Source organism: Burkholderia plantarii (assembly GCF_001411805.1).
GTDB lineage: Bacteria > Pseudomonadota > Gammaproteobacteria > Burkholderiales > Burkholderiaceae > Burkholderia > Burkholderia plantarii.
In genome coordinates, this window is sequence record NZ_CP007213.1 from 3,314,179 (window position 1) to 3,340,429 (window position 26,251).

General features: G+C 69.4%; 27 protein-coding genes. 6 read left to right on the top strand and 21 right to left on the bottom strand.

Translation table 11 applies throughout. From position 1 onward, the window contains the following. Nucleotides 1–486 precede the first annotated feature (486 nt). A complete protein-coding gene (locus tag bpln_RS30830; protein WP_042629632.1) occupies nt 487–1,428 on the top strand; it encodes a LysR family transcriptional regulator in 942 nt (313 codons plus the stop codon). 103 nt (nt 1,429–1,531) lie between these two features. Here the strand turns inward: bpln_RS30830 and argE are convergent, their stop codons facing one another. The 8 genes from argE to bpln_RS30865 all read right to left on the bottom strand — a co-directional run bounded on the left by argE (nt 1,532) and on the right by bpln_RS30865 (nt 7,687). Continuing rightward, nucleotides 1,532–2,686 (bottom strand): acetylornithine deacetylase, encoded by a 1,155-nt coding sequence (gene argE / locus bpln_RS30835; protein ID WP_055141287.1) that lies wholly within the window; start codon nt 2,684–2,686, stop codon nt 1,532–1,534. A gap of 25 nt (nt 2,687–2,711) precedes the next feature. Next, a complete protein-coding gene (locus bpln_RS30840) occupies nt 2,712–3,389 on the bottom strand; it encodes a DUF1028 domain-containing protein (RefSeq protein WP_055140927.1) in 678 nt (225 codons plus the stop codon). 10 nt (nt 3,390–3,399) lie between these two features. After that, the gene (locus bpln_RS30845; RefSeq protein WP_042628879.1) at nt 3,400–3,837 is read right to left on the bottom strand and encodes a RidA family protein; all 438 of its coding nucleotides are present in this window, start codon (nt 3,835–3,837) and stop codon (nt 3,400–3,402) included. An 85-nt stretch (nt 3,838–3,922) separates the two neighbouring features. Beyond that, nucleotides 3,923–4,357: a RidA family protein gene (locus bpln_RS30850; RefSeq protein WP_042628880.1), complete on the bottom strand. Its 435-nt coding sequence runs from the start codon at nt 4,355–4,357 to the stop codon at nt 3,923–3,925. Beyond that, the gene (locus tag bpln_RS30855) at nt 4,357–5,700 is read right to left on the bottom strand and encodes a flavin-containing monooxygenase (protein WP_055140928.1); all 1,344 of its coding nucleotides are present in this window, start codon (nt 5,698–5,700) and stop codon (nt 4,357–4,359) included. Before bpln_RS30855 ends, bpln_RS30850 begins: the two co-directional genes overlap by 1 nt. Before the next feature lie 70 nt (nt 5,701–5,770). Then, nucleotides 5,771–6,199: an SDR family oxidoreductase gene (locus bpln_RS37525; RefSeq protein ID WP_208459465.1), complete on the bottom strand. Its 429-nt coding sequence runs from the start codon at nt 6,197–6,199 to the stop codon at nt 5,771–5,773. Continuing rightward, on the bottom strand, nt 6,196–6,348 hold the full coding sequence (locus bpln_RS37530) for a hypothetical protein (protein ID WP_208459464.1): 153 nt from the start codon (nt 6,346–6,348) through the stop codon (nt 6,196–6,198). Before bpln_RS37530 ends, bpln_RS37525 begins: the two co-directional genes overlap by 4 nt. 178 nt (nt 6,349–6,526) lie before the next feature. Then, nucleotides 6,527–7,687, bottom strand: coding sequence for a hypothetical protein (locus bpln_RS30865; protein WP_055140929.1), 1,161 nt, complete (start codon nt 7,685–7,687; stop codon nt 6,527–6,529). A 150-nt stretch (nt 7,688–7,837) separates the two neighbouring features. Here bpln_RS30865 and bpln_RS30870 point away from each other — a divergent pair, with 150 nt between their 5' ends. Then, entirely contained in the window at nt 7,838–8,125 is a 288-nt protein-coding gene (locus tag bpln_RS30870; protein ID WP_148654237.1) for a hypothetical protein, read from the top strand. A 107-nt stretch (nt 8,126–8,232) separates the two neighbouring features. On the opposite strand, the gene bpln_RS30875 is transcribed toward bpln_RS30870, so the two are convergent. From bpln_RS30875 to bpln_RS30890, 4 genes are all read right to left on the bottom strand, one after another. Further along, a complete protein-coding gene (locus bpln_RS30875) occupies nt 8,233–9,432 on the bottom strand; it encodes a M20 aminoacylase family protein (protein WP_055140931.1) in 1,200 nt (399 codons plus the stop codon). A gap of 43 nt (nt 9,433–9,475) precedes the next feature. Beyond that, on the bottom strand, nt 9,476–10,813 hold the full coding sequence (locus bpln_RS30880; protein WP_042628884.1) for a DUF3100 domain-containing protein: 1,338 nt from the start codon (nt 10,811–10,813) through the stop codon (nt 9,476–9,478). A gap of 47 nt (nt 10,814–10,860) precedes the next feature. Beyond that, a complete protein-coding gene (locus bpln_RS30885; protein WP_055140932.1) occupies nt 10,861–12,372 on the bottom strand; it encodes an aldehyde dehydrogenase family protein in 1,512 nt (503 codons plus the stop codon). A gap of 73 nt (nt 12,373–12,445) precedes the next feature. Beyond that, the gene (locus bpln_RS30890; protein ID WP_042628886.1) at nt 12,446–13,318 is read right to left on the bottom strand and encodes an NAD(P)-dependent oxidoreductase; all 873 of its coding nucleotides are present in this window, start codon (nt 13,316–13,318) and stop codon (nt 12,446–12,448) included. 145 nt (nt 13,319–13,463) lie between these two features. On the opposite strand from bpln_RS30890, the gene bpln_RS30895 reads away from it, so the two are divergent. Further along, nucleotides 13,464–14,372 carry a LysR family transcriptional regulator gene (locus bpln_RS30895; RefSeq protein WP_042628887.1) on the top strand — a complete coding sequence of 303 codons (909 nt, stop codon included), beginning with the start codon at nt 13,464–13,466 and terminating at the stop codon, nt 14,370–14,372. A gap of 248 nt (nt 14,373–14,620) precedes the next feature. On the opposite strand, the gene bpln_RS30900 is transcribed toward bpln_RS30895, so the two are convergent. The 6 genes from bpln_RS30900 to bpln_RS30925 all read right to left on the bottom strand — a co-directional run bounded on the left by bpln_RS30900 (nt 14,621) and on the right by bpln_RS30925 (nt 20,108). Next, the gene (locus bpln_RS30900) at nt 14,621–15,025 is read right to left on the bottom strand and encodes a winged helix-turn-helix transcriptional regulator (RefSeq protein ID WP_052498512.1); all 405 of its coding nucleotides are present in this window, start codon (nt 15,023–15,025) and stop codon (nt 14,621–14,623) included. 31 nt (nt 15,026–15,056) lie between these two features. After that, the gene (locus bpln_RS30905; protein WP_055140933.1) at nt 15,057–16,040 is read right to left on the bottom strand and encodes an MDR family NADPH-dependent oxidoreductase; all 984 of its coding nucleotides are present in this window, start codon (nt 16,038–16,040) and stop codon (nt 15,057–15,059) included. Next, nucleotides 16,037–16,426, bottom strand: coding sequence for a hypothetical protein (locus bpln_RS30910; RefSeq protein WP_055140934.1), 390 nt, complete (start codon nt 16,424–16,426; stop codon nt 16,037–16,039). The genes bpln_RS30905 and bpln_RS30910 overlap by 4 nt, the downstream gene beginning before the upstream one ends. Before the next feature lie 26 nt (nt 16,427–16,452). Continuing rightward, on the bottom strand, nt 16,453–17,583 hold the full coding sequence (locus bpln_RS30915) for an oxidoreductase (RefSeq protein WP_055140935.1): 1,131 nt from the start codon (nt 17,581–17,583) through the stop codon (nt 16,453–16,455). Between the two features lie 413 nt (nt 17,584–17,996). After that, the gene (locus tag bpln_RS30920; protein WP_055140936.1) at nt 17,997–19,463 is read right to left on the bottom strand and encodes an MFS transporter; all 1,467 of its coding nucleotides are present in this window, start codon (nt 19,461–19,463) and stop codon (nt 17,997–17,999) included. A 48-nt stretch (nt 19,464–19,511) separates the two neighbouring features. Then, entirely contained in the window at nt 19,512–20,108 is a 597-nt protein-coding gene (locus bpln_RS30925; protein ID WP_082465500.1) for a TetR/AcrR family transcriptional regulator, read from the bottom strand. Between the two features lie 494 nt (nt 20,109–20,602). Here bpln_RS30925 and bpln_RS30930 point away from each other — a divergent pair, with 494 nt between their 5' ends. Then, nucleotides 20,603–21,340 (top strand): YceH family protein, encoded by a 738-nt coding sequence (locus bpln_RS30930; protein WP_055140938.1) that lies wholly within the window; start codon nt 20,603–20,605, stop codon nt 21,338–21,340. Between the two features lie 101 nt (nt 21,341–21,441). Here bpln_RS30930 and bpln_RS30935 read toward each other — a convergent pair whose 3' ends face one another. Continuing rightward, nucleotides 21,442–22,719, bottom strand: coding sequence for an MFS transporter (locus tag bpln_RS30935; RefSeq protein WP_055140939.1), 1,278 nt, complete (start codon nt 22,717–22,719; stop codon nt 21,442–21,444). 867 nt (nt 22,720–23,586) lie between these two features. Here bpln_RS30935 and bpln_RS37245 point away from each other — a divergent pair. Continuing rightward, nucleotides 23,587–23,733, top strand: a complete 147-nt coding sequence (locus bpln_RS37245; RefSeq protein ID WP_167352321.1) for a hypothetical protein — start codon at nt 23,587–23,589, stop codon at nt 23,731–23,733. Nucleotides 23,734–23,901: 168 nt separating this feature from the next. Here bpln_RS37245 and bpln_RS36920 read toward each other — a convergent pair whose 3' ends face one another. Next, nucleotides 23,902–24,072, bottom strand: coding sequence for a hypothetical protein (locus bpln_RS36920; RefSeq protein ID WP_158512094.1), 171 nt, complete (start codon nt 24,070–24,072; stop codon nt 23,902–23,904). Here bpln_RS36920 and bpln_RS36405 point away from each other — a divergent pair. Further along, entirely contained in the window at nt 24,062–24,583 is a 522-nt protein-coding gene (locus tag bpln_RS36405) for a hypothetical protein (protein ID WP_148654238.1), read from the top strand. The genes bpln_RS36920 and bpln_RS36405 overlap by 11 nt on opposite strands. A 225-nt stretch (nt 24,584–24,808) precedes the next feature. Here the strand turns inward: bpln_RS36405 and bpln_RS30950 are convergent, their stop codons facing one another. Next, nucleotides 24,809–26,227 carry an aminotransferase-like domain-containing protein gene (locus tag bpln_RS30950; RefSeq protein WP_042628895.1) on the bottom strand — a complete coding sequence of 473 codons (1,419 nt, stop codon included), beginning with the start codon at nt 26,225–26,227 and terminating at the stop codon, nt 24,809–24,811. Nucleotides 26,228–26,251 lie beyond the last annotated feature (24 nt).

Below are 26,251 nucleotides of genomic sequence, written 5' to 3' on the forward strand. Positions count from 1 at the left end.
GCCGTTTGATGTGAAACAAATTTAGCGAAGCCGATAATATTTGAGAAATATCGTTTTAGTGGGTCTTGCAAAGCTTTTTGCTATGTTCGTTTTTGAGACACGGCTGGCACAAAAACGGTGCCGGATCGCACCGGAAGCGACCCGAAAACGGGCCGCGGAGCCGTGTCCGGCGTGGGTTTTCGCGTGACGGGGACGGCGTCGGGGCGACCGCCGGCGCGTGCGCCGTGACACCGGACCCGCGGGTTTTCACGACCTTTCGTTTTCACCGGGGTTGGCGAACGGAGGCATGGCGCGCGCGGGCGGGACCGCTACCGCGCGCGTCGAAGCACATTCGCGGCCGCGATCAAAAATAAAATTTATGCTCGCGCCATATGATAAAAATCGGCCGCCGGCGCGCATCCGGGCGCACGGCCTGCGGTAAGGTACCAACCGGAACGACGAACGCCGGCCCGGCGCCCCGTGCGCGGCCGGGCAGCAGAGGTGGATGTGGCCTTCTATACATTGCGACAACTGAAATACTTCGTGACCACGGTCGAGGCCGGCAGCGTGGCCGAGGCTTCGCGGCAGCTGTACATCGCGCAGCCCTCGATCTCGAACGCGATCAAGGGCCTGGAGGAAAGCTTCGGCGTGAAGCTGTTCATCCGCCATCACGCGCAGGGCGTGTCGCTCACGCCGAGCGGCACGCGCTTCTACCGCAAGGCGCAGGAACTGCTGCGCATGGCCCACGAGTTCGAGCAGAACGCGCTGGCCGACAACGACGTGGTGACGGGCCAGATCGACATCGGCTGCTTCGAGACGGTGGCGCCGCTCTACCTGCCGCAACTGATCGCGGGGTTTCGCGAGCTCTACCCGGGCGTCCACATCCGGATTCGCGACGGCGACCAGCAGGAACTCGTGCAGGGCCTCACGGCCGGCACCTTCGACGTGGCGTTCCTCTACGACCACGAGCTGGACGGCACGATCGAGACCGAACCGCTGATGCCGCCGCAGCGCCCCTACGTGCTGCTGCCGGAAAACCACCGTTTCGCGGAACAGACGCAGGTGTCGCTGCGCGACCTCTGCGTCGAGCCGATGATCCTGCTCGACGTGCAGCCGAGCCGCACCTACTTCGTGAGCCTGTTCCACGCACTCGGGCTCACGCCGAACATCGTGTTCGGCTCGCCGTCGATCGAGATGGTGCGCGGCATGGTGGGCCAGGGCTTCGGCTTCTCGCTGCTGGTCACGCGCCCGCATTCCGAATGCACCTACGACGGCAAGAAGGTCGTGACGATCGGCATCGCCGAGCCGGTGGCCACCTCGGGGCTCGTCAGCGCCCGGCTCAAGCGCGGCCAGCTGACGAAGCCGGCGCAGCTGTTCGTCGACTTCTGCCGCGAACGGCTCACCGAGCTGAGCGCGCGCCCGCGCCACGCGGAGCCCGACGACGAATGAAACGGGCCGCGCCCGCCGACGCGGCGCGCGGCCCCGAGGATGCCAGGATGAAGGCGCGGGCGCGGTGGAGAATCTCCCCCCGCGCCCGGCCGGTCGAGCCGGCTCAGCCGGCCACCGCCAGATGCCCGGCCAGCCGCGCCAGCATCGCGTCGCAGCGTTCGAGCTGCTCGATGCTGACGAACTCGTCGGGCTTGTGCCCCTGATCCATGCTGCCCGGCCCGCACACCACGGTCGGGATCCCCGAACGCTCGAACAGGCCGCCCTCGGTGCCGAACGCCACCGTGCCGAACTCGCGGGAGCCGCAGAGCAGCGCGAGCAGCTCGGCCGCCTCGCTGTCGGGCGGCGTGGCGAGCGCCGGATAGGCCGACAGCGGCTGGAAGCGGATGCCGGTGTCGGGCTGCACGGCGCGCATCCTCGGCAGCAATTCCGATTCGGCGTAGTGGCCCAGCTGGTCGGCGACCTGCTGCGCCTCGAAGCCCGGCAGCGCGCGCACCTCGAAATCGAATTCGCATTCGGCCGGCACGATGTTGAGCGCGCGCCCGCCGTGGATCACGCCCGTCTGCACGGTCGAGAACGGCGGATCGAAACGTGCGTCGTGATGCTCGGGCGCGGCGAGGTCGCTGCCGATCTCGCCGAGCCGGCCGATCAGCTTCGCCGCGTATTCGATCGCGTTCACGCCGTAGGGCGCGTAGGCCGAGTGGCAGGCGGCGCCCTTCACGTGGCAGCGCATCGCGAGCTTGCCCTTGTGGCCGAGCACCGGCTTCAGCCCGGTCGGCTCGCCGATCAGGCACAGGCGCGGCCGGGGTTCGCGCCGCTCCAGCTCGGCCAGCATCGGCCGCACGCCGAGGCAGCCCACTTCCTCGTCGTAGGAGAACGCCAGATGCACGGGCAGCGTCAGCTCGCGTTCGAGAAAGCGCGGCACCGCCGCGAGCACCGAGGCGAGGAAGCCCTTCATGTCGGCCGTGCCGCGCCCGTACAGGCGCCCGTCGCGCTCGGTCAGCCGGAACGGCTCGACGCTCCAGGCCTGGCCGTCCACCGGCACCACGTCGGTATGGCCCGACAGCACGATGCCGCCGCGCTCGCGCGGGCCGATCGTCGCGAACAGGTTCGCCTTGGTGCGCTCGGCGTTGTGGAACAGCTCGCTCTCGACACCGAACCCGGCCAGGTAGTCGCGCACGAATTCGATCAGCTCGAGGTTCGAGTCCCGGCTGACGGTGGCGAAGCCGATCAGCCGCGCGAGCAGCTCGCGGCTGGTCATCGGCCCGGTCGCCGGATGCGCCGCCTCACTCATCGCCGGGCACCCCGTAGCTCGGCGCGACGGTCGGATTGATCGCGCGCGTCAGGTAGTCGGCCATCTGCGGGCGGTAGGCCTGCCACAGCGCGTCGAGTTCGCCGATCGGGTCGGCCTCGGCCCAGTCCACGCGCAGGTCGACGATCGGCCAGGTCACGTCGCCGGCGATCTTCAGCGCGGCCGAATGGATCGGCCCCGCCTCGCCGCCCGCCGCGACGGCGGCCTGCATCGCCGCGATCAGGCGGTCGGCGAGCGCGCCGGGCGTGGTTTCGAAGGCCGGCACCATCGCCTCGATCACCTTCGGGTCCGACAGCAGGTTGCCGGCGGCCACGCACTGCTCGCCCGCCACCGCGTGGTGCAGGCCGAGCGATTCCTTGCCGCTGAACAGCGCGGTGCGGCCCTGGCCGTCGATCACCGTCACCTGCCGGTACTGGCTCCAGCCGTTCGCGCTGAGCGCGCGGTCGAGCGCGGCGGCCGGATCGAGCTGGCCGGCCTCGAGCAGGTCGAGGATCTGCGGGCCGAGCGCGGGCAGCGTGACGTTCTGCGTGGCCACCGCGCCCACGCCGGCGCGCACCCACGGGCAGCGCGCGCCCACCGCGATGCTCGACGAGCTGATCGCGATGCCGAGCTGCCCGGTTTCCTGACACCGTCCGACGATCGAGAAAGTCATGTCCGTCTCCTTATGCCTGCGCGGGCGCCCGGTGGTCCGGGATCACCGCGATCACGTCGATTTCCATCAGCCATTGCGGCTGCCCCAGCGCGCTGACCACCAGCCCCGTCGAGATCGGAAACACGCCCTTGAGCCACTTGCCCACTTCCTGATAGACGGCCTCGCGGTAGCGCGGGTCGATCAGGAACGTGGTGGTCTTGACGATGTGCGAAAGGTCGCTGCCGGCTTCCTCCAGCAACTGCTTGACGTTCTTCATCGCCTGCTCGGCCTGCGCGCGCGCGTCGCCGAGGCCCACCAGGTTGCCGTCGAAATCGGTGCCCACCTGGCCGCGCACGTAGACCGTGTTGCCGGCGCGCACGGCCTGGCACAGGTCATTGTCGAGCGTCTGGTTCGGATACGTGTCCTTCGTATTGAACATCCGGATGCGGGTGTGCGTCGGTTCGCTCATGAATCCACCTCGTCGATTGCGATTCGATAAAAAAGCCGCGCCGCCGCGATCGAAATCCGGCGGCGCCAGTCGTGCGGGCCCGCGCTCAGGCCGTGGCGGCCGGCTTCCAGCCGTCCGGGATCACGGCGATCACGTCGATCTCCATCAGCCATTCCGGCTGGCCCAGCGCCACCACGGTCAGGCCGGTCGAGATGGGATGCACGCCCTTGAGCCACTTGCCCACCTCGCGGTAGACGGGCTCGCGATAACGCGGATCGATCAGGTAGGTGGTGGTCTTGACGATGTGCGAGAGATCGCTGCCGGCTTCCTCCAGCAGCTGCTTGACGTTCTTCATCGCCTGCTCGGCCTGCGCGCGCGCGTCGCCGAGGCCCACCAGGTTGCCGTCGAAGTCGGTGCCGATCTGGCCACGCACGTAGACGGTGTTGCCGGCCCGCACGGCCTGGCAGAGGTCGTTGTCGAGCGACTGGTTCGGGTAGGTATCCCTGGTGTTGAACATCCGGATACGGGTATGGGTGGGCATCAGTTCACTCCGATTTCGCTGGGGCTCGGCGCTTGCGCGCCGGCGATCGTGGCGCGCGATTCGCTCGCCGCCTGCGCGTGGCGCTCGGCGCCGTCTCGATACGACAGGTATTTGCGCTGGGTGGCGATGTGGTCGGCCACGTGCTTCGCGTCGTGCCACACGCCCCAGATGAAGCTCGAACCGCGCCGCGACTGCCACGGCAGGCCGAGGAAATAGATGCCGGGCTCGCTCGACACGCCGCGCTGGTGCCTCGGCTTGCCCTTCGCGTCGAACGCGTCCACCTGCAGCCAGCGGTAGTCGACGGCGTAGCCGGTGGCCCAGATGATCGAGGTGACGCCGGCGCGCGCCAGGTCGAGTTCGAGCAGCGGCTGCGCGAGGCAGGCCGGATCGGCCGGGATCACGCGCGCCTCGGGTTCCTCGGGCAGGTCCAGGCCGTTGCGCGCGACGTAGGCGTCGGCCTCGTCGAGCAGCGAGAGGTAGTTCTCGTCGCCGCGCGCGATGTTGGCGGCCAGGTCGGCCTCGAAGCTCACCACCTCGCCGTCGAACGCGCGGGTCAGGCCGACCAGTTGCACGCCCTGGTTGGCGAGGCGCCGGAAATCGACGGTGTGGCCGCCGCGCGCGCCGCTGACGGCGATCGTCACGTGCTCGCGGCCCGGCTGCGCGGCCTCGGCGTCCCACTTGCCGAGCACGCCGAGCCACCAGCAGAAGTCGCGGTTGCGGTAGGCGCGCGGCGGGCGGTCGTGCGGGCCGACCGACAGGTAGACGTCGCGGCCCGCGCGCTGCAGCTCGTCGGCGATCTGCACGCCGGAGGAGCCCGCGCCCACCACCAGCACGCCGCCCGCGGGCAGCTGCTGCGGGTTGTGATAGTCGGCCGAATGAAGCTGCGTGAGCGTGGAGGTGGCCGGCGCGATCGGCGGAATCACCGGGCGCTGGAACGGGCCGGTGGCCACCACCACGCGGCTCGCCTCGATCGTGCCGTCGCTGGTCTCGATCGTGAAGCCGGGGCGGCCCTGGTTTCGCACCACCTTCGTGACCTCGACGCCGGTACGGATCGGCGCGTTGAACTTCCTCGCATAGGCTTCGAAATAGTCGGCCACGCGATCCTTCGAGGCGAACGCATCGGGATCGAGATCGTCGAATTCGAGGCCGGGGAAACGGTCGTGCCAGGCCGGTCCGTTCGCCACCAGCGAATCCCAGCGGCCGGTGCGCCAGCGCTCGGCGATCCGGTCGCGCTCGAGCACCAGGTGCGGCACCCCGAGCTTGCCCAGATGTTCGCTCATCGCGACGCCGGCCTGGCCGGCGCCGACGACGAGCGTGTCTACGACTGTGTTCTCGACTGTCATCGCGAATTCCTCTGAAATGCTGTTTCCGTCCACGGCGTCGGCACCGTGGCTCGCATGAATGGAATTCTGTTCAGAGCCGGGGATTCGCGAAATGATGTTTTTTGTGGTCGCTGGCTAGGAAAAAGCTGGAGGCCCGCGCCAGGCCTCGCGCGGCGGCCGGTGCCGCACCGTCGCGGCGCGCCGGGGCGCCGGCGCGGGGCGTGCCTGCCCGTTTCGGGTGCCGGATCGGCACCACGCGGCCGCCGTGGCGTCGGAACCGCACGCCCTGCGCGAGGCCGCCGTCCACCAGGAAGCTGGTGCCGGTCGTGAAGCTCGCGGCGCGGCCGGGGAGGAACACCGTCGCGCGCGCCACCTCGTCGGGCCGCGCCATGCGCCCCATCGGGTTGGCCGCGGGGCAGGCCTGGAATGTGTCGGGCGGCTCGCGCTTGCTCCGGCCCCACACGCCGTCCTCGAAATAGACGTTGCCGGGCGGACACCGCGTTGACGCGGATGCCTTCACGCGTGGCGCGCCGACAGCGTCTTGCCGTAGTGGATCAGCGCCGCCTTCAGCACGCCATGGGGCTCGGCGAAGCGCTCGACCTCGCGGCCCGGCACGCTCGAGATCAGCACCACCGAGGCAGCCCGCGACTGGCGCAGGCAGCGCCGCACTGACGAAGCCGACCGTGCCGAGCAGGTCGGTATCGAACGCGCGCCGCCACGCGGCCGGATCGCCGCCGGTGCATGCCGGCGGCTGCTTGACGCCTCGCGGCCACAACGACATCGTCTCGCGAGCCTCCGGCCCGACGCCGCGTGTCCCCCGGGCCGACGCGGCTGCAAGGCATGCCGCTCAATCCGTGCCGGAATCGAACACGATCGTCACCAGTCCGCCGTACCGATGCCCTGTCTGCATCTGCCGCGTCGCGCCTGGCTGGGTCCGGAACGTCAATCGCGCCGGCACGATGCCGACGGGCAGCCCGGCGAGCGGCGTGAATGCACGCGCGGTCGTCGTCAGCCGGCTGTCGATCGCCACCCTGCCGCTGTCGTCCTTCAGGTGGTTGTCGGTCAGCAGCGCATCGACCGCCAGCGGCGCCCCACCCGCCAGATCGACGATGCCGCAGGTGTCGCCGGCCGGATTCTGGCATTGCAGCGAGATCCGCACCGGCCCGAGCGTGGCGAAATCGAACGGCACCTCGGCCGTGAGCGTGGGCGGCATCCTGCCCTGCCAGTCGAACCAGCCGCCCGGCGGCGCCAGATCGGCGCTGACCACGCCGTCGTGATCGCCGGGAAAGCGAATGTACATGTCGGGTAGCACGGTCAGCACGAAGTCGAGCGAGACGTCGTCCACGGTGCCCTGAAAGTTTCTGCCGAAATAGATATCGCGGCCGGCGCCGTAGCGGTAGAGGTAGCTGCCGCGGTAGACGCCCGGCGCCCAGGTCCACGGCTTGGCGAGAGTGAGCCGGTATCGAAAGCTCAGATGACTGTAGGCGATCCACTGCGGATAGGTGAGATACGCCGTCGCCGGCATCACGTAGCACACCACCGGGCCGGGACCGGACGCGCCGAACATCGCATAGACGTCGTCGTAGGTGTACCAGTGGGTCGGTTGGTACCTCGGCGTGCCGACCGCACGGCAATTCGTGCCGCGCGGCGAACCGTATTGCCTTTCGTCGCCGCCGATGGACGGATAGTGATAAAAACCGATGGCATCGACGGTCAGTTCGACCTGCCTGGAGATTCCGCTCTGGCTTGTGACAGTGACCGGTTTCACGCCCGCATCGAACGCCAGATAGGCGTTGTCCTCGGGATTGGAAAAGGAAGTCCGAGGCACGGTTTTCGTGCCGATGCCGGGGTTCTTCGACAGATTGCCGGCCCAGGGGAACAGGATGCTGAAGTAGCCTTGCGGGCACATGCCGGGCAGGTCGACGCAAATGCCGCTTTGCGGTGTGGTGTTGGTGAACTGGCCGCCGGCGCCCATCACGCTGCTCTTGTAGCTCGCCGTGATCGTCAATTCCGAGGCCCATGCCGGCTCCTGTGCGAAGAGGCTCAGCAGCAGGAGGCCGCCCGACAGCAGGATCCGCGCGCACGATCGGCAAATCCACGGCCGGTGGACTGTCGCGACGGGCCTGGTGATCCGCCCGCGCGGACGCGTCGCGCATCGATGCCGGCACAACACGGACTGCTGGGCGAAAACCGACGAAGCCGATCGCAAATTCACCTCGACAATTGCCACCGGCGTTTCGCGCCGGCGTTTCGCGCCGGCGTTTCGCGCCGGCGTTTCGCGCCGGCGTTTCGCGCCGGCGTTTCGCGCCGGCGTTTCGCGCCGGCGTTTCGCGCCGGCGTTTCGCGCCGGCGTTTCGCGCCGGCGTTTCGCGCCGGCGTTTCGCGCCGGCGTTTCGCGCCGGCGTTTCTGCTTTCAACTAGAAAGTTTGAAGCCGCACTCGATTGAGGAGTTGATTAACGTCACATTTTATTCAGCATTCCGAATAAAACCATCGCGATACCAGACAACGAGGTCTCGAAACCGAGGCGAATGAACCGCCCCGCGCGGGCCGCTCAGCACTGCACCGGCGCCAGGAACCGCTCCACCAGCCGCACGAAATAGCCGGCGCCCACCGGCAGCAGCGCGTCGTTGAAATCGTAGCTGGCGTTGTGCAGCAGGCACGGGCCGCCGCCGTGCCCCATCGCGCGATGCTCGCCGGTGCCGTTGCCGATGAACGCGTAGCAGCCGGGCCGCTCGCGCAGCATGAACGAGAAATCCTCGGCGGCCATGGTGGGCTCGGCCGTCGCGTTCACATGCTCGTCGCCCACCAGCTCGCGCATCACGCCGGCCGCGAACGCGGTCTGCGCCGCGTCGTTGACGGTGGCCGGATACTGGTGCGTGAATTCCACCTCGCTCTCGCATTCGAATGCCGCCGCGGTGGCGGCCACCACCGCCCGCATGCGCCGCTCGATCAGCTCGAGCGTGGCGTCGGAGAAGGTCCGCACGGTGCCGCCGAGCCATGCGTCGGTGGGCACCACGTTCATCGCCTCGCCGGCGTGGATCTGCGTGACCGACAGCACCGCGCCGTCGACCGGATTGCGGTTGCGCGTGACGATGCCCTGCAGCGCGGCCAGCACCTGCCCGGCCGCGAACACCGGGTCGCGGCCCAGATGCGGCATCGCCGCGTGGCAGCCGGCGCCGCGCAGCGTGATGCGGAACAGGCTGGTGGACGCCATCAGCGGCCCGGGGCGCACGGCGAAATCGCCGGCCGCGATGCCGGGCCAGTTGTGCAGCCCGAACACGGCATCCACCGGGAAGCGCTCGAACAGGCCATCCTCGATCATCGCGCGCGCGCCGCCGCCCGCCTCCTCGGCCGGCTGGAAGAACAGCTGGACGGTGCCGTCGAAGCCGCCCTCGCGCGCCAGGTGGCGGGCCGCGCCGAGCAGCATCGCGGTGTGGCCGTCGTGGCCGCACGCATGCATCGCGCCGGCCACCGTCGAGCGGTGCGCGAAGCGGTTCGCCTCCTGCACCGGCAGCGCGTCCATGTCGGCACGCAGGCCGATCGCGCGCGGGCTGGTGCCGCGCCGCAGCGTGCCCACCACGCCGGTGCGGCCCACATTGCGCGTGACCACGTAGCCCCAGCCCTCGAGCCGCGCGGCAACGAGCTCGGCGGTGCGGAACACGTCGTAGCCGATCTCGGGATGGGCGTGGATGTCGCGGCGGATCGCCTGCAATTCGGCCGCGTCGGCCTGGATGGATTCGATCAGTGTCATGCGGGGTCCTTGATGTCTTGTCGCTCGCGAGCGAGCGGGCCGCTCAGATATGGAACAGCTGGGCGACCAGCGTGGCGCCGATGAACGTGCCGGCGTTCGCGACGAACGACACCACCACGATGCGCCAGCCGAGCCGGCGGAACGCCGGGATGTCCTTGGCGATCGACAGGCCGGCGAACGCGAGCATCGGCGTGGTCACGCCGAGGAAATCGTTGTGCGAGCTGAACGCGGCGATCTGCGTGGCCCACGGGCACCACGGCGAAGTCAGGAACATCGCCACCACCGACACCCAGCAGACGGCCGGAATCCGGCGCCCCGTGACGCGCGCGAGCGCCTCGCCGAGGATCGTCGCGGCCACCATGATGGCGATCCCGGGCAGCCCGGCGAGCGGCGTGGTGCCATGGGCGATCCAGTCGCAGACGAGCGCCATCGCGGCCGTCGCGATCCACGCCAGCAGATAACCGCCGTAGCCGAGCTTCGGCGCCTCGGTGCGCACCTCGCCGAGCGACGGGCCGGCCGCTGCCGTGGCCTGGCCCGACGCCCTGGTGGTGCGCCCGATCAGCGGTTCGAGCACGCGGTAGCCCCACACCGCGAGCGGCAGCGAGATGAACAGCGTGAAATACGTGCCGATGGTGGTGGTGATCAGGTTGCTGGCCGCCGCGAACGCGAGCACCGACTTGGCGGTTTCGGCGTCCTGCTGCGCGGCGATCGCGCCCGAGGCCGCCGCCATCATGCTGCCCGAGCCGACGCCCGAGCCCATCGCCAGCGCGAGCGGATCGAAGATGCCGAGGCTCGTGACGAAGCCGGCGAAGATCGCGATGAACACGGCGCCGAACACGGTGCCGGTCAGGTATTCGGCCAGCACGCCGCGGCCCTCGGCCGAATCCATCCCGTACTTCTCGCCGATGATGGCGAGGCTCGGCTCGCGACCCACCGAAAACGTCGCGCCGATCGCCTCGCGCTTGATGCCGAGCACGAGCGCGAGCGGCAGGCCGAGCAGCAGCGTGCCGACGAAGTGGCCGAACTCCTGGAACGCGAGCGCCCAGCCGGCCGCGGCGAGCTTCGGCAGCGCGCTGCCCACCATCAGCCCGAGCTTCGAGACGAACAGCAGCAGCGCCGGCTGCAGGATCGCGGCGGCGAAAAACTGATCCGATACGTCGAGCCGCGCGCCGCCGCGCCAGCGCGAGCCGGCCAGCCCGACCGCGGCGCCGAGCAGCAGCGCCCAGATCATCGGCAGCAGCACCACCTTGCCGGGCCCGATCCTGAACGCGAACGCGCCGATCCATTCCGCCACCAGCAGGATGCCGGCCGCGTAAAGCAATACCTTCGCGCTCTGCGCGCCGCCGAACGCGTGGCGTTCGACTCCCAGTGCCTGTGCCATCTTCCGTCTCCCGTTGCGCCCGGCCTTCGTCGCGAGGCCGGACCGTTTTACAGATATCCGAACGCGGTGGGCGGCGCCTCGGCCGTCTCGACCCACACGCTCTTGGTCTGCGTGTATTCGTGGAGCGCCTCGACACCGCTCGAGCGCCCGTAACCGCTCATGCCGTAACCGCCGAACGGCGACGCGACGTTGATCGTCTTGTAGCCGTTCACCCAGAACGTGCCGGCGTTGACCTGCGCGGCCACGCGGTGCGCGCGCGCCACGTCGGTGGTCCACGCCGCGCCGGCCAGACCGAAGTCGCTGTCGTTGGCGATCGCGATCGCTTCGTCTTCCGTATCGAATGGAATCGCGGCCACCACCGGCCCGAAGATCTCGGTGCGCGCCACCTCCATCGCGTTGCTCGCGCCGGCCAGCACCGTCGGCGTGACGAAGTAGCCGCCGCCCGGCGCGCGCTCGGCCGAACCCGCCGCGAGCGTCGCGCCGGCCTCCACGCCGCGCGCGATCATCGCGAGCACGTGATCGTACTGCTTGCGGTTGTTGATCGGGCCGACCTCCGTCAACTCATCGAGTGGTGCGCCCACCCGGATCTTGCGCGCGCCGGCCGCCACCATCGCCACGAAATCGTCATAGACGGCGCGCTGCACCAGCAGCCGGGAGCCCGCCACGCAGCTCTGCCCGGCGCCGGCGAAGATCGCCGCCTGCGCCGTGAGCGCCGCGCGCTTCAGGTCCGCGTCGGCGAACACGATGTTGGCCGACTTGCCGCCCAGTTCGAGCACGCACGGCAGCACGCGGCGCGCGGCCGCCTCGGCGATGCGCGCGCCGGTGGCCGGCGAACCCACGAACACCACCTTGCTGACCGCGCGGTGCGCGATGGCGGCCTGCCCGACGGTGTGGCCGTAGCCGGCCAGCACGTTGACGAGCCCGCGCGGCAGCCCCGCGCGCTCGCCGAGCCGCGCCACCGCGAGCGAGGTGAACGGCGTGAGTTCGGAGGGCTTGAGCAGCACGGCGTTGCCCATCGCGATGGCCGGCGCGACCTGCCAGCCGCAGGTGAACACCGGCGCGTTCCACGGCGTGATCTGCAGCACCACGCCGGCCGGCTCGCGGCGCGTGTAGTTCAGGTGCGAGGTGGGCACGGGGATCACGCTGCCGTAGAACTTGTCGGTCCAGCCCGCGTAGTACTCGAACATCTCGGCGACCTTCGCCACCTCGCCGCGGCAGTCGCGGATCGGCTTGCCCGAGCCGAGCGCCTCGAGCCGCGCGATCGCCTCGGCCTCGGCGCGGATCGCGCGCGCCACCTCGTGCATCACGCGGCCGCGCGCGGCGTGCGTGAGCGCCCACCACTCGCGCTGCGCGCGCTGCGCGGCGCCGGCCGCGTGGTCGATCACGGCGGCGCCCGCGTCACGGTAGGCGAGCGTCGGCTCGCCGGTGGCCGCGTCGTGCAGTTGCACCGGCTCGCCGTGGCCTTCCACGAAGGTGCCGTCGAGATACGAGCCGATCGTGGTCACGTCGGGGAAGAAGTGGGTGAACGCGGCGAGAAGCTGGTCTGCATGCTGGGCCATGGAGTCGGTTCCGGTAGGAAGTTCGGATGCGGGTTCGAATATCGATGCTGGGACGGATGGGGGACGGCGCCGCTCAGGCGCGGTCGAGCAGTTCGACGATGCGGTTGAAATCCTCGGCGTCGCCGATCACGGCCTCGCTCGCGGCCCACTGGCGCGCGGCCTCGCGCGCCACGGGCGCCGCGCCGCCCTGCTGGTCGAGCAGGCCCAGCGCGAGCCGCACGTCCTTGCGCATCAGCTTCATCGTGAAGCCCGAATCGAACGCGCCGTTGAAGATCCAGGTCGGGTAGTTGACGAGCGTGGCGCTGTTGCGGCCCGAGCCGCCATTGAGCGCCTCCACCAGCTTTTCGGGGTCCACGCCGGCCGCGCGCGCGGCGCGCACCGCCTCGCTCGCGGCCAGCAGGTGGATGCCGGTCAGCAGGTTGTTGAGCAGCTTGGTGACGTGCCCGGCGCCCACCGGCCCGACGTGGACGCGCTTCGCGCTGATCGCGGCGAGCACCGGTTCGACCGCTTCGACGTCGGCCGGCGCGCCGCCGAGCACCATCGTCATGGTGGCCGTAGCCGCGCCCTTCGGGCCGCCGCTGACCGGGCCGTCGACGAAGCCGATGCCGCGCTCGGCCAGCGCCGCCGCCACGCGCCGCGTGCTGTCGGGGTCGGCGGTGGTGGTGTCCACCACGATCGCGCCGCGCCGCGCATGGGCCAGCACGCCGTCCTCGCCCAGCACCACCGCCTCGACCACCGCCGAGGTCGGCAGCGACAGCAGCAGCAGGTCCGCGTCGCGCGCGATCCCGGCCACCGATTCGCGCGCCTCGATCACGCCTGCGGCGGCCAGCGCGGCCGCCACGCCGGGCGCCGCGTCGTAGCCGAGCACCGCATGGCCGCCGCGCCGCAGCGAGCCTGCCATGCCCCGCCCCATGTTGCCCAACCCGATCACGCCTACCGTTTTCATCAGACGAACTCCCGATGTGAAGTGGAACGGGCCGCCTCGTCGAGCCGTGCCGGCACCGCATGTCGATACGATGTTGCGGTGGCCGACTCGTATAATCAATCAACGCCAATATTGAAACTGTTCTATTTTTTAGAACACTCCACCGATGACCGACACCCTCACCGACAGCCGCATCGTCTACTTCTACGAGGCCGTGCGCTGCGGCACGATCCGCGCGGCGGCCGACTGGCTCGACGTGGCGCCGTCGGCCGTGAGCCGCCAGATCGGGCTGCTGGAAAAGGAACTCGACGCCACCCTGGTGGAGCGCCACGCGCGCGGCGTCACGCCCACCGCGGCGGGGCATTGCGTGATCGAGTATTTCCGCGAGCAGCTCGCGCATCGCGACGACCTGCTCTCGCAGTTGCAGGAACTGCGCGGGCTCAAGACCGGGCAGGTCGCCGTGGTGCTCGGCGAGGGTTTCGTGTCGGACCTGCTGGCCGGGCCGATGCAGCAGTTCTGCCGGCAGTACCCGGGCATCCACGTCAATCTCGACGTGGGCAGCACCAACGACGTGATCCGCAAGATCTCGAACGACGAGGGCGAGATCGGCCTCGTCTACAACCCGCCCGACGAGCCGAAGCTGGTGTCGCGCGCCACCCGGCGCCAGCCGATGATGGCGATCGTCGGCCCGAGCTTCCCGCGCCGCACCCACAAGGTGCTCACGGTGCAGCAGCTGGCGGGCTACCCGCTCGCGGCCACGCACCCGTCCTACGGCACGCGGCAGATGCTGGAGGCGGTCGAATACGCCGAGCGCGTGCGGCTCGCGCCCGTGGTCACGACCAATTCATTCGCCATCCTGAAGGATTTCGTGAAGTCGGGGCTCGGCATCGCCGTGATGCCGGCATTCGCGGTGTCGGCCGAGCTGCAGGCCAGGGAGCTGTTCGCGATCGAGATCGCGCATCCGATCCTCGAGAACGCCGAGGCGCACATGGTCACGCGCGTGGGACGCAAGCTGTCGGTGGCGGCCAACAAGATGCTGCAGATGATGACGGGGCAGATGCGGGCGTTTCGCTGAGGGCGCGGGCTTGCGGCCGCGCCACGTGGCATCGATGCCCGCGCCCCGATCGAATCGCCACCGGGAAAATGATGAAAGGCACGCGCCGGCGTTGCTCCGCGGCGGTCGGTGCGAAGCTGGCGCCGACAGCGGCGTCTGTTCCCGTGACCGACTCTTCGAGGGGGCGGCCGATCAAACGCCATGCGCGAAGCCTGGACTACCCAGGCAATGCCGGACGCCGTCGGCCTGTAAAACGAATCCGGGACGGTTCAGGATTCGCCATCACGGTAGCGTTGACGCGCCAGCCTGATCTCGCCGTGATTTCTCTCCGCCCACGAGATGAATTCGGCAAGCGGCGCGAGCAGCGACTGGCCGAGAGGCGATAGCCTGTACTCGACCGAAGGTGGCTTGGTGGGGAACACCTCGCGAATGACGATCCCGTCTTCCTCGAGGTTGCGCAGTGAATGAGTCAGTGAGCGCTTCGAGATGTCGGGCACCGCCTTCATCAATTCGGCGAAGCGGCGCGGCTTCTCGGCAAGCGCCATCACGAGCAACGTGGTCCATTTCTCGCCGAGACGATCGAGAACATCGCGCACCGGACAATTCGACTCAATAACGGGCATCGCGACCCAGCGCTTGTAGCTTTCGATCACGACATCATGGGTATCCGACATTGAAGATCTCGATGTGAGGGGCGGCCCGAGATCAGGCTGCGTCGTCGCGGGTCTCGCCAAACGTCAACATGATCTTTCCACCCCGCATGGCGTGCGCGACCGCGTCGTTGACGCGTCCGAGGGGATAGCATGCCGCCACGGGTTGTTCGATTCCGCCCGGCTCCAGGGCGCAGAGCACTGATTCTAGCGTGGGGCGGATCCGGGCCACGTTCTCCGGCCGGCCTTCGAAGAATCCATGCACCGAGACGCGCTTGAAGATTAGATGCTGCGCCGATACTTCCATCGGTCGATGACTGGCCGCGCCATAGGCAACCAATGCACCATCGGACGCGAGCAAGGACGCGAGGCGGCCGGCCGACGGGCCACCCACGCCGTCCAGCGCCAGTCGCACCCGCGAACCGTTCAATTCCGCGTCGCCGGTCGGATCCAGCCCGTCATCGAGGCGGACGATCTCGCAGCCCGCCTCACGCACCCGTCCGATATCCGCTGCCGCGCGCACGAACCCGAGAGTGCGCAGACCACGGCGGGACGCAAGGCCCGCAATGCAGTGCCCCAGTCCGGAGTTCGCGGCGTTATAGGCGACCACGTCTCCGGGGGCGAGCGGGACATAGTCGTCCAGCAACATCGCGGCCGTGACCAGGTTGATCGTCGCCATCGCGGCCTGCTGCAGCGTGACGTTCGGGGGGACCACCGTCAATTGCCGGGCTTTCACGGTCAAGCGCTCCCGCCAGGTTTGCGCCATGAACGGAAGCACGACGCGCGTGCCCGGGCGCATTCCCTCGACATCCTCTCCGGTGGCGACGATCACGCCGGCGCCCTCGTTGCCCAGCGTGGCGGGAAGCTGCGGGCGCCAATCGTATATTCCGCGCGCGACCATCAGGTCGCTGACATTGACCGGGGCATATCGCATCTGCACCAGCACTTCCCCCGCCCCGGGAGCGGGAGGCTCGGGCACGTCATGCAGCGCGATGCCGGCCAGCGGCTCGCCGTACGATGTCAAGCGCGCGGCTTTCATGCGCCGGTCTCCTTCCCCAGAAACCAGCGTTCGTCGAGTTCCGGCGCCAATCGATCGCGCAGGCCCGCGGCGAGTGACAGCACCGCGTCAAGTGGACTGAACGCAATGTGCAGGGTCGTCACCCGCGCGTCGGCATTTCGAACGATCGAAACGAGTCCGGCGGCCGGCTTGCCGTCCTGCAATCGAACGTCATACTCGAAATAGCTACGCTCGCCGACATGGCCAAGGAAGCGCGGCTTTTGCGTCGCATATTGAGCCGCGCCGGCTTTGACGATCCGCAGCACGACGTCCCGGCCGCGCACGGCCTGGCGTAATACCGAGGATTCCAGTACGACGTCGTCGGCGAGGTCGTCGAGAAAAGGATGGCGCGAGGAAGATTCGTTCATCAATGACTCCCGTTCCGGTGCAGGCATCAGCTACCGGTTCCACCGGTTTCGATGGATTCGCTCTCGGCGCCGATGGCCGGATCGGAGATGACCAGGCTGCCGAGGGAGCGCAAATCGAAGCCCCGCAAATCCTGCAGACGTCCCTCACGAACCTTGTCAGGCCATGCGGGATCAGTCAGCAAGGCGCGGCCGACCGCGACCAGGTCGAATTCGCCGTCGTTGAGGCGCGCGCGCAGTTCGTCAAGGCCGCCGGGGCCGGCATTTCCCCCCTTGCCGGTCAGCAAATCGGTGACGTCCGGGCCGTCGAGGCCGACGGAGCCGACGGTGATCGACGGCTTGCCGCTCAAACGTCGCGCCCAACCCGCCAGATTCAACGGCGAAGGCGCGAAGGCCGGCTCCCAGAACCGGCGCTGGGACGCGTGGAACATGTCGACGCCGGCATCCGACAGGACGTTCAGAATGGTGCCGAACTCATACGGATCGTCCGCGATGCGCGCATCGAACGCCTTCTGCTTGAACTGCGAAATGCGGAACAGCACGGGGAATCCCGGCCCCACGGCCAGGCGAACCGCTCTCACCACCTCGACGGCGAATTGCGTGCGGGCGAGCAGGCTGCCGCCCCACCGATCCGAGCGTGCGTTACGGCCGGACCAGAGGAATTGATCGATCAGGTTGCCGTTCGCGCCATGGATCTCGACCGCGTCGAAACCGAGCGAACGCGCCGTGGCGGCAGCTTCCGCAAACGCCGCGATCGTGTCCTCGATGTCACCCTGCGTCATGGTATTCGGCTCGTCATTCGGCACATCGGGTGCTCCCATTTCCTGCGGGTCTCGCAGCGCACCTGCATGATGCAATTGCGCGGCGATGCGGCCGCCCGCTGCATGGACGCCATTGACGACCGCAGACCAGCCCGCTCGCGACTCGGCCGTGTGGAACGTCGGGATCCCGGCCACCTCGGCGGCGGCGGCACGTCGAATCGCCACGGCCTCGGTGATGATCAGGCCGACGCCTCCTTCGGCACGGGCACGATAATAGGCAGCCACATCGTTGCCCGGCACGCCTCCCGTGCTGAAACCCCGCGTCATCGCTGACATCACGATGCGGTTCTTCAACGACAACGCGTTGATGGAGAACGGGGTGAAGAGAACGTCTGTCATGGCGAAAAATCCTCGATGAAACAAAAATGCGCGTCGTCGCGCGTTGTTCGACCATCCCGGCACCATGCGGAAACCGGGAGTGCGTGAAGCCGTGGCCAACAAGACCGCTTGCGGCAAGACGAGCCACCGTGTTGCAAGGTCTTGAATCGTCACCCCGGTCTCAACCTGATACCTCGATAGATTAGGGAATCTAACTGTCTGCAACAAGAAGGCAGTTTTTTCTCACCAGGTAACCTTTTTTGATCCTGTTGCCGCGAGGCGGGATAGCCCTCGACGTCGAGCGGACGATCGATCTGTTGAAGCGAGTTCGCGACGAAAGGGCGGCCGACGTTCGTCAGCGCGGCGGCCGAGGCATCGCCATCGCCCTCCTCCCGATCAGCCGAGCGCCCGGGACGGCAGGTTCCCGGCCTCGATCAGGATCGCGTGCCCGGCTCGAGCCGGGCTCCCGCCGAACCCCGCACCACGGGTTTCCGGGCGAGCGTGAGGCTCAGCGTTGCGCCGACGGCAAGGCAGAAGGCGATACAGAGCGCCGCGACGACGAACGCGTGTGCGATGGCGGCCGGATCCTGGCGCGAACCCAGCACCGTGTAGAAAATCCCGCCGATGACCGCGACGCTGAGCGCGGTGCTGACCTGCAGGGTCGAACTGGCGATGCCGGCAATCATGCCCGACATGGCCGGCGCGACGCGGCCGGTCACCATCCGCATCAGCGTCGGCAGCGCGAGCCCTTGTCCGAAGCCGATCGTGAACAGCGCCAGGGCCAGCGGCGCGCCGGCCGGCGGCATGCCGGCCGGCGTTGCCCCGATCAAGCAGGCCAGGCCGCCGAAGCCGGCCACTTCCAGGCCCATGCCGAACGGATTGACATAGGCGCCGAGCATGCGCCCGGCAAGCGGCGTGGACAGGGGGCCGAGCAGGAAGCCCGCGCCGAACGGCAGGAACACGAGGCCCGCGCGCAAGGCGTCGACGCGCACGGCGTTTTGCAGGTAGACGGAGAACAGCAGGAAGAAGGCGGCGATCGCATAGAACAGCAGGGCGACCAGCAACGCGCGGCCCAGGCCCGGCGCCTGGAGGGCGGTCGGATTGAGCAGCGGGGCGCCGCCCTTGCCGGCGAGCCGGCTCTCGTAGCGCCAGAAGCGCCATGCCAATACCGGCACCGCGGCCAGGCAAAGGCATGACCACAGCGGCCAGCCCGCTTCACGCCCCTCGATCAGCGGCACGATCAGCGCGCCCAGCGTCGCCATCGACAGGGCCGTGCCGACCAGATCCAATTTACGGGCGTGTTCCGCACGCGTCTCCTTCAGGAGGGGGATGCCGAACAGCACGACCAGGATCGCCACCGGCAGGTTGACGAGGAAAATCGTGCGCCAGGCCAGGCCGAACAGGTTCAGCGAAATCAGGATGCCGCCCAGCGCCTGCCCGATCACCGAGGCCAGGCCGAATACGGCGCCGTAAAGGCTCAGCGCGAGCGGCTTTTCCGCTTCCGGAAAGATCGCCTGGATCGAGGCGAGTGCCTGCGGCGCCATGATGGCGGCCGTCACGCCCTGCAGGGCGCGTCCGATGATGAGCGTCCAGGGCGACCAGGCGAGGCCGCACAGCAAGGAGGCCGCCGCGAAACCGATCAGGCCCAGAAAAAATACACGTCCGCGGCCGAACAGATCGCCCAGCCGGCCGCCGGTGATCAGCGTCACGGCATAGGACGCCGCATACGAGGAGATGACCAGCTGCCCGGCCGAGGACGTGGCGCCCAATTCTCCCTGGATCGACGGCAGCGCGACGTTGACGATGAAGAAATCCAACGGCGGCAGGAACGCGCCGACGAGGAGGATCAGAAACATTGCCCAGCGGCGCGGATCGGGAGATGAAAGCCTATTCGGAGGCATGAGGGATCCTTATACGGAACCAATTGGTTCCAAATTTGGCAAAAAAAATCAATCGAGAATCCGCATCGTGCTGTCGACCAGCCCGAGCATGTCCGCTTCGAGCACGCCGGTCTTGCCCAGCACGCGCATGCCCTCGATCTGGCAGACCAGAAAACGCGCCAGGACTTGCTCGTCGTGGTCCGGAATCTCGCCGCTCGCCTGGCCCCGCACGATCGCGCCGGCATAAAGCTGCTGCAGGCGGCGGAACATGCGGCCGGTGCGTTCCGCGACCTCGGCGTCGTGTGCGGCCATTTCCGTGGTCATGGCCACCACGAGGCACCCGCGCCGCCCCGCATCGCCAACCGAAAGGCGGACGTAGCGCAGCAGCGAATCGCGGATCGCGGCCTTCACGGCGCCCGGCTGCGAGAGGATGTCGGCGGTCGCCTTGAGGCCATCGGCCATATACAGGTCGAGCGCGGCCAGCAGCAAGCCTTTCTTGTCGCCGAAAGCCTTGTAGAGACTGCCGCGCGACAGCCCGGTGCCCGCGATCAGATCGGGCAGGGACGCGCCTTCGTAGCCTCGGTCCCAGAATACGTTCATCGCATCTCGTGCGGCGTCGTCCAGTTCGAATTCGCGAGGACGGCCGAGACCAGCGGGGTTTGCCATGGATAAGCCCTGAGAAACGTGGGCGCATTATATGGACCGATCGGTTTCTATGTCAACCGTAACGAGGGAGGCAGGATGCGCCGCGGGCTGCGAAGGGTGCGGCGGGAAAGGCCGCGATCGTCGACGACGGTCGACGGCGACAACGGGCGCCAAGTTGCCGCCGCCTCTCGTCCCGATCGGCCTGCACCCATCCGCGCCGATGCCGTCATGCGTCGCGCTGGAGCGTCTGGCTGATCTTCCTTCGCATCACGTCACGGTGCCGGCCGCGCCCGAGCCTCTTCCCCGAGCATGCCTCGCGATTCGCCACCGCCTGGCTCGATCTGCTCGCCTGCGTCGCGCCTCCCGGGACACGGCACGCGCAGCGAAGTCGCGCGACCGCGCCCGCCTCAGGCGTGGGCCGCGCGCGGTCCAGCACCCATGGACCGGCCGCGCAAGCGTATATCATCGCGGCAGCACATTCCCTCCTTTCCGCCACTTTCGACCGACGCAGCCCGATGACCACTCCGACCGAAGCCCCCACCCCGCGCCCGCTGCGCGCGCTCACCCCGCTCGAGGCACGCATCGTCGGCGTGCTGATCGAGAAGCAGCACACCGTACCCGACACCTATCCGCTGTCGCTGAACGCGCTCGCGGCCGGCTGCAGCCAGAAGACCGCGCGCTCGCCCGTGATGAACGTGAGCGAGGCCGAGGTGCTGAGCGCGATCGAGGACCTGAAGCAGGTGAGCCTCGTGTTCGAGGGCAGCAGCAGCCGCGTGCCGCGCTTCGAGCACAACCTGAACCGTGTGCTCGGCATCCCGAGCCAGGCCGTGGCGCTCCTGACCGTGCTGCTGCTGCGCGGCGCGCAAACGGGCGCCGAACTGCGGCTCAATTCGGCGCGTCTGCACGGCTTCGCCGACGTCTCGTCGGTGGAGAGCTTCCTCGACGAGCTGGCCGAGCGCACCCCGCCGCTCGTCGTGAAGCTGCCGCGCGCGCCGGGCGAACGCGAGAGCCGCTGGATGCACCTGCTGTGCGGCGAGATCAACATCGCCGCCCATGCGCCGGCCGCCACGCGTGGGGCCGGCGAGGCCGGCGGCGAGACGCTCGCCGGCGTCACGACGGCCGATTTCGAGGCGCTGCGCGACGATCACGACCGGCTCGTCGGCGAGGTCGCGCGGCTGCGCGCGCTGGTCGAGCGGATGGCGGGCGAACTGGGGATCGACGCCGGGGAAATCGACGCCGGCGCGACGGACTGAGCCCGCCGCGCGCGGCCGGGGCGGCACGTGGAACCCAGCCCGTGCGGGCGGCCCGCGCACGAGGTGATCGTGGCGCGCGCGCCCGCAAGCCCCGACCCGCGTCAGTCGAGCGCGCGGCCCTTCAGTTCGGGGATCAGCACCAGCGTGGCGATCATGTCGATCAGGTACAGCGCCGCCAGCGCCGCGATCGCCACCGGGAACGAGTAGCGCGCGGCCAGCGCGCCCACCACCAGCGGCCCGAGCCCGCCGAGCGCGCGCCCCACGTTCCACAGCACGTTCTGCGCGGTGGCGCGCGCGGCGGTCGGATAGGCTTCCGACATCAGCGTGCCGTAGCCGCCCACCATCCCGTTCACGAACATTCCCATCAGCGCGCCGGCCCACAGCATCGCGGCCGGCTCCGCGAGCCGCGCGTAGACGAACACCATCACCACCGCGCCCGCCTGGTAGATCAGGAAGGTCGGCTTGCGGCCGATGCGGTCGGCGAGCTGGCCGAAGCTCCAGACGCCCGCCATCATCCCGAGCACCGTCACCGCCGTCCACATGCCCGATTTCGTCAGCGAGAAGCCGAGCTGCTTCGAGAGGAAGGTCGGCATCCAGATCATGATCCCGTAGTAGCCGAAGTTCTGCACCGCGCAGAGGATCACGATGCCGAGGCTGGTGCGTGCCGTGCGCGCGTCGGCGAACAGCAGCCGGAAGCGATGGCCGAATGCCACCGCCGCGCCGGCCGCCCCGGCGCCCTCCGGATGCGGCCGGCGGGCGCGCACGAACGGCTCGGGCTCGTGCAGCCGGTTGCGCATCGCCCAGGCCGCGAGCGCCGGCAGCACCCCCACCGCGAACATGCCGCGCCAGCCGATCACCTGCAGCAGCGCCGGCGTGAGCAGCGCGGCGAGCAGCACGCCCACCTGCCAGCCGAGCGCGACGTAGGACGACACGCGCGCGCGCTTGCTGGCCGGCCACGCCTCGGCGGCCAGCGCCATGCCGATGCCGAACTCGCCGCCCAGGCCGATCCCGGCCACGGTGCGGTACACCAGCAGGTCGGTGAAGCCGCGCGCCAGCGCGCAGAGCCCGGTAAACACCGCGAACAACAGGATCGTCCAGCTCAGCACGCGCACGCGGCCGTAGCGGTCGCTGAGCGCGCCGAAGATCAGCCCGCCCGCCACCGCGCCCACCAGCGTCCAGGTGACGAGCGCGCCGGCCTGCTGCGCGTCGAGCCGCAACGAGGCCGAGATCGCAGGCAGCATGAAGCCGAGGATCAGCAGGTCGAAGCCGTCCATCGCGTAGCCGATCGCCGAACCGGCGAGCGCCTTCCACGCGTAGCGGGTGACGTGATCGGGAGAGGCGGCGGCGAGGTCGGCGGCGGGGGGAAGCGTGGGCGGCATGTCGGGTCGGCGGATCGGCAAATCGGCGGGTCGGGGCACCGCAGGAAACGGGCGGCGCCGGAAGGATACCGCGTTCGCGCCGCGCGTTCGTGGCCGCCCGTCAACGAAGCCGGAAGACCGCCGCGACGCGCCCGCCGGCAGGCGCCCTGGCATCGCCGCCGCCATCGCCCGGTCGTGGCCCGATGATTGCCCGATTGCCGCCCGGCTGTTGCCGATCCGCATCGCTGCGCGAGCCGGGCCGGCGCACCCCTGCAAGCTTCGCGCCCCGCCGCGCGGGCCGCAGGCTTTCAGAATGGAAAAGACGGAAAAATAATCAGGAAACCTTGGCAAACAGGGTTGACGCCGCCCGCGCGTGCTCCCTAGAATCCGGCATCTTCATCAACGGGGCAAATGTCTTGGACACTTGCAGTAGTCGACCTTCGACCAACCTTCCCGCCTGAACGACCGACACCCGCCGCTTCCCCGGCCACCGTCAGCCGCTCGGGCCGACGGTGCGCGCAGCAAATTTTTCCGCAGTCCCGCTCCTCACGCACCGCTTTCGCGCCGGAACGCGCGATGCCGTCACGCATCCGCGCTCCGGGTCCGCCGCCGTCCGGCATCCCGCCGCGTTCGCGCGCGCCCGCGCTTCCGGGCCGGCGCGCGCGGCGGCCCCGGCCGCGCGGCCACTCATCCTCGGGATGCCCGAGACAGGAGCCAGCATGAACGACAGTGACAGTCACCCCTTATCCAACGTATGCCGCCTGATCCCCATTCATCCGGGCAGCGGTGACGCTCCGGCCCACTGACGCGCCTCATTCGCCTCGCCGGAACGGCTCCGCGCCCGATTACGCGGCGAGCGCCTCGCGCGCCGCCGCACGGAGCCAACTCATGAACTTCGGCCTTCTGCTTTCGAAACTCCCGCACGTCGCGGAATCGCGCGCCCACTACGACACGATGCTCTCGCTCGACGCTCGCCAGCCGATGCTGATGCACTGGCTGCGCTGGCTGAAGATCGGCGTGCGCCGCGACCGCTGAAGCGGCCCGGCGCCAGGGCCGGCCGGCACCGGTCCGGTGTCGGCCGCGGCCCCGGCCCGGCGCCGTGCCCGCGCGCCAGGGCCGTGAACCCGCGTCACGTTTCTCCCGTCGCCCATCCGCCCCGGCCGCGCGCCTGCCGTGCCCCGTGCCGTGTCCCCGTGCGAGCGCTCAAGGCGCCCGCGCCCCGCGCCTGCCCAGCCGGCGCCACAGCCCGTGCAGGCTGCCGAGCATCGAGGCCAGCACCATCACCGCGCCGCCGGTGAACTGCGCGGGCGCGAGCGGCTCGCCGTTCAGCGCGCCGAACAGGTAGGCGAACGGCAGGTCGAGATTGAAGATCACCGAGGTGCGCGCACTGCCCACACGCGGCTGGCAGCTCAGCTGGATCATCAGCGCGAGCGCCGGACAGCACGCCCATGAAGCCCACCGCCAGCGCGCGCGGGCCGCCGGCGAGCGGGAAACCGGCGAGCAGCAGCGCGCCGAAGCCCATCTGGCAGACCGCCAGCACCAGCCGGTCGGCGCGGCAGGCGGGGCCGCCGAGACATCAACCGTCGCGACGGCGCAGGCAGGCGTAGGGCGTGCCGATCATGAACAGGGAAGGAAACGCGGCAGGCAGGTCGAGCGGGCCGCCGGACTCCGTGACGGCGCCGGGCCGCCGTGGCCGACGCCGCAGCCATTCGAGCAGGCCGGCCACGATCGCGACGGCGGCCCGGTCATTTCCGATGAAAGCCATTTCCGAATCCCGATATTTGATTGGGACGCAGTCTTATTTAAAAGGCCGAATGAGTCTTCCGGCAAGACGAAGACCCGGCCGCGATTCCGAATCAGCGACCAAAACTGGTACAACAAATAAAAAACGGGCGCTTTTCTGGTGCCGGAGAGCACCGACAGACAAGGCTTTCAGCCATTTTTCAGTGCTATCGCGCCGATCGCCGCAAGATTGCGGCAATCATGAAAAATCGCGAATGCTCGGCATTTTCCTGAAAACAAAATCACCCGCATGATTTCACGAATCAGATTAATTGATCATTGAGTAGCACGACGACCGATGTTATCAATACTCAAGCCGCCGCCCGCTTCAGCCATGCGCGCGAATCAGCCGGTCCAGCCGCCCGCAGGCGTCGGCCAGCCGCGCCTCGCTGGCGGTGGCCACGCCGAGCAGCAGCCCCGAGGTCGCGCCGCCGCCCGTCGCGGCGAACCACGGCGACAACGGCCCGGGCGCGAGCCCCTCGCGGCCGGCCGCGAGCGCGATCTCGACGTCGCCGGCGCGCGTGCCGTCGGGCAGCCGCAGCAGCATCGCGAGCCCGGCCGGATGCACCTGGTAACCCAGCGCCTCGAGGCGCGTTTGCAGCGCGTGGCCGCGCGCGGCATACACGCGCTTCATGCGGCGCAGGTGGCGCATGTAGTGGCCCTCGCGCATGAACGCCTCGGCGGCCAGCTGCACGGCCACGTCGGGTGCCGGCGCGAAGCACGCGGCGGCCTCGCCGAAGCGCGCCGCGAGCGGCGCCGGCGCCACCAGGAAGCCGAGCCGCAGCGCCGGGCTGATGGTCTTGCTGAACGAGCCGATGTGGATCACGCGCCCCGCCGTGTCGAGCGAGGCCAGCGCCGGGGCCGCGCGGCGCCGCAGCTGCAGTTCGCCGAGATAGTCGTCCTCGATGATCCACGCGCCGGTGTCGCCGGCCCATTCGAGCAGCCGGCGGCGCCGCGCCAGCGACAGCGTCGGGCCGAGCGGCGCCTGCTGGCCCGGCGTGAGCAGCGCGAGCGCCGCGTCGGGCGCGTGCCGCAGGCCATGATCGACGTCGATGCCGTCCTCGTCGACCGGCACCGGCACCGGCTCGATGCGCGCCAGCGACAGCGCGCGGCGGCTCGGCACGAAGCCGGGATCCTCGAACCAGGCGCGCCGGCCCTCGGCGCGCAGCACGCTCAGTGCGAGCTGGCGCGCGCCCGAGAAGCCGGCCGTCACGAACACCTGCGACGGCCGGCACTCGATGCCGCGCGCGATCGCCAGATGCGCGGCGATCTCGCGGCGCAGGCCCGGCTCGCCGCGCGGATCGGGATAGACGGCGGGCGCCGTCGCCTCCGCGCGCGCGGCCCGCGAACGCAGCCGCGCGAACAGCGCCGCAGGAAAACAGTCGGAGGCCGGCACGCCGTTCTGGAACACGGTCGGCGCGGACGGGAAGAAATCCCAGAACGGCCCCGGCAGCTGCGCCGCGCCGAGCGCCGCGTCAGGACTCGCGAGCCGCGCCGGGCGCCCGGTCACGCGCGTGCCGCCGGGGCGCGACGCCACCACCAGCTGCGCGTCCACCAGCCGCTCGTAGGCCGCCTTGACGGTGCCGCGCGCCACGCCGAGCTGCGCCGCGAGATCGAGCCACGACGGCAGGCGCGCGCCCGGCGCGAGCACGCCGCTGTCGATCGCGGCGGCGATGCCGAGACGGATCTGCTCGGTGAGCGGCAGCGCGGCCGAGCGGTCCAGCGCGAGGTTCAGGGGTTTCGACATGCGGGCCATGGTACAGGGAAAAAA